We start from the raw sequence: 471 nt of genomic DNA, 5'->3' as shown, positions 1-471 counted from the left end.
AGGGCGTCCAGCTGGTCGGGGCGGAGGCGGCACTCCTTGCGGACGTAGGTGAGGTAGGGGGGGAGGGGGCGCTCCCTGGGGCCTTCCCCCTTCGGGGAGGCCTCGAGGCCCCCCCCGGGAGGGGCCTCCCCGGGCTTCTCCTCCCGGGGGGCGGGAGCCTCCTGAAGGTCCCCCGCCTCCTCCCTCACCAGCTCCGCCAGGCGCTTCCGCTTCACGCCTCCCTCCTCTCGGGGGTGTGGGCGAGCTCCCTGAGGAGCTCCTCCGCCACCCGGCGGTAGTCCGCCTCCGCCTCCCGGGCGTTGGGGCCGCGCCAGCGGGTGATGGCCTTGCCGTCCAGGGCGGCCCGCTCGTGGGCCTTGTAGGCCCGCACGAAGGCGTGGAAGGCGGGCACCCCGGCCTCCATGAGGGCGGTCTGGGCCTCGAGGGCCTCCCCTAGGCTCCGGGGGTCCACCCGGGTGAGGAGGACCCGGT

The 471-nt window shown here is 76.2% G+C and carries 1 protein-coding gene and 1 pseudogene; both read right to left on the bottom strand.

The window, feature by feature from the left end; genetic code table 11:
- Positions 1 to 215: pseudogene (locus ACYQ0J_RS00475) on the bottom strand (ATPase); the annotation flags it as partial.
- On the bottom strand, positions 212 to 471 hold a 260-nt coding region (locus ACYQ0J_RS00470; protein WP_460170255.1), incomplete at its 5' end, for a ParA family protein. The pseudogene ACYQ0J_RS00475 and the gene ACYQ0J_RS00470, both read right to left, overlap by 4 nt.

Source organism: Thermus sp. FJN-A (assembly GCF_054655095.1).
This window is presented reverse-complemented; position numbering and strand designations above follow the sequence as displayed.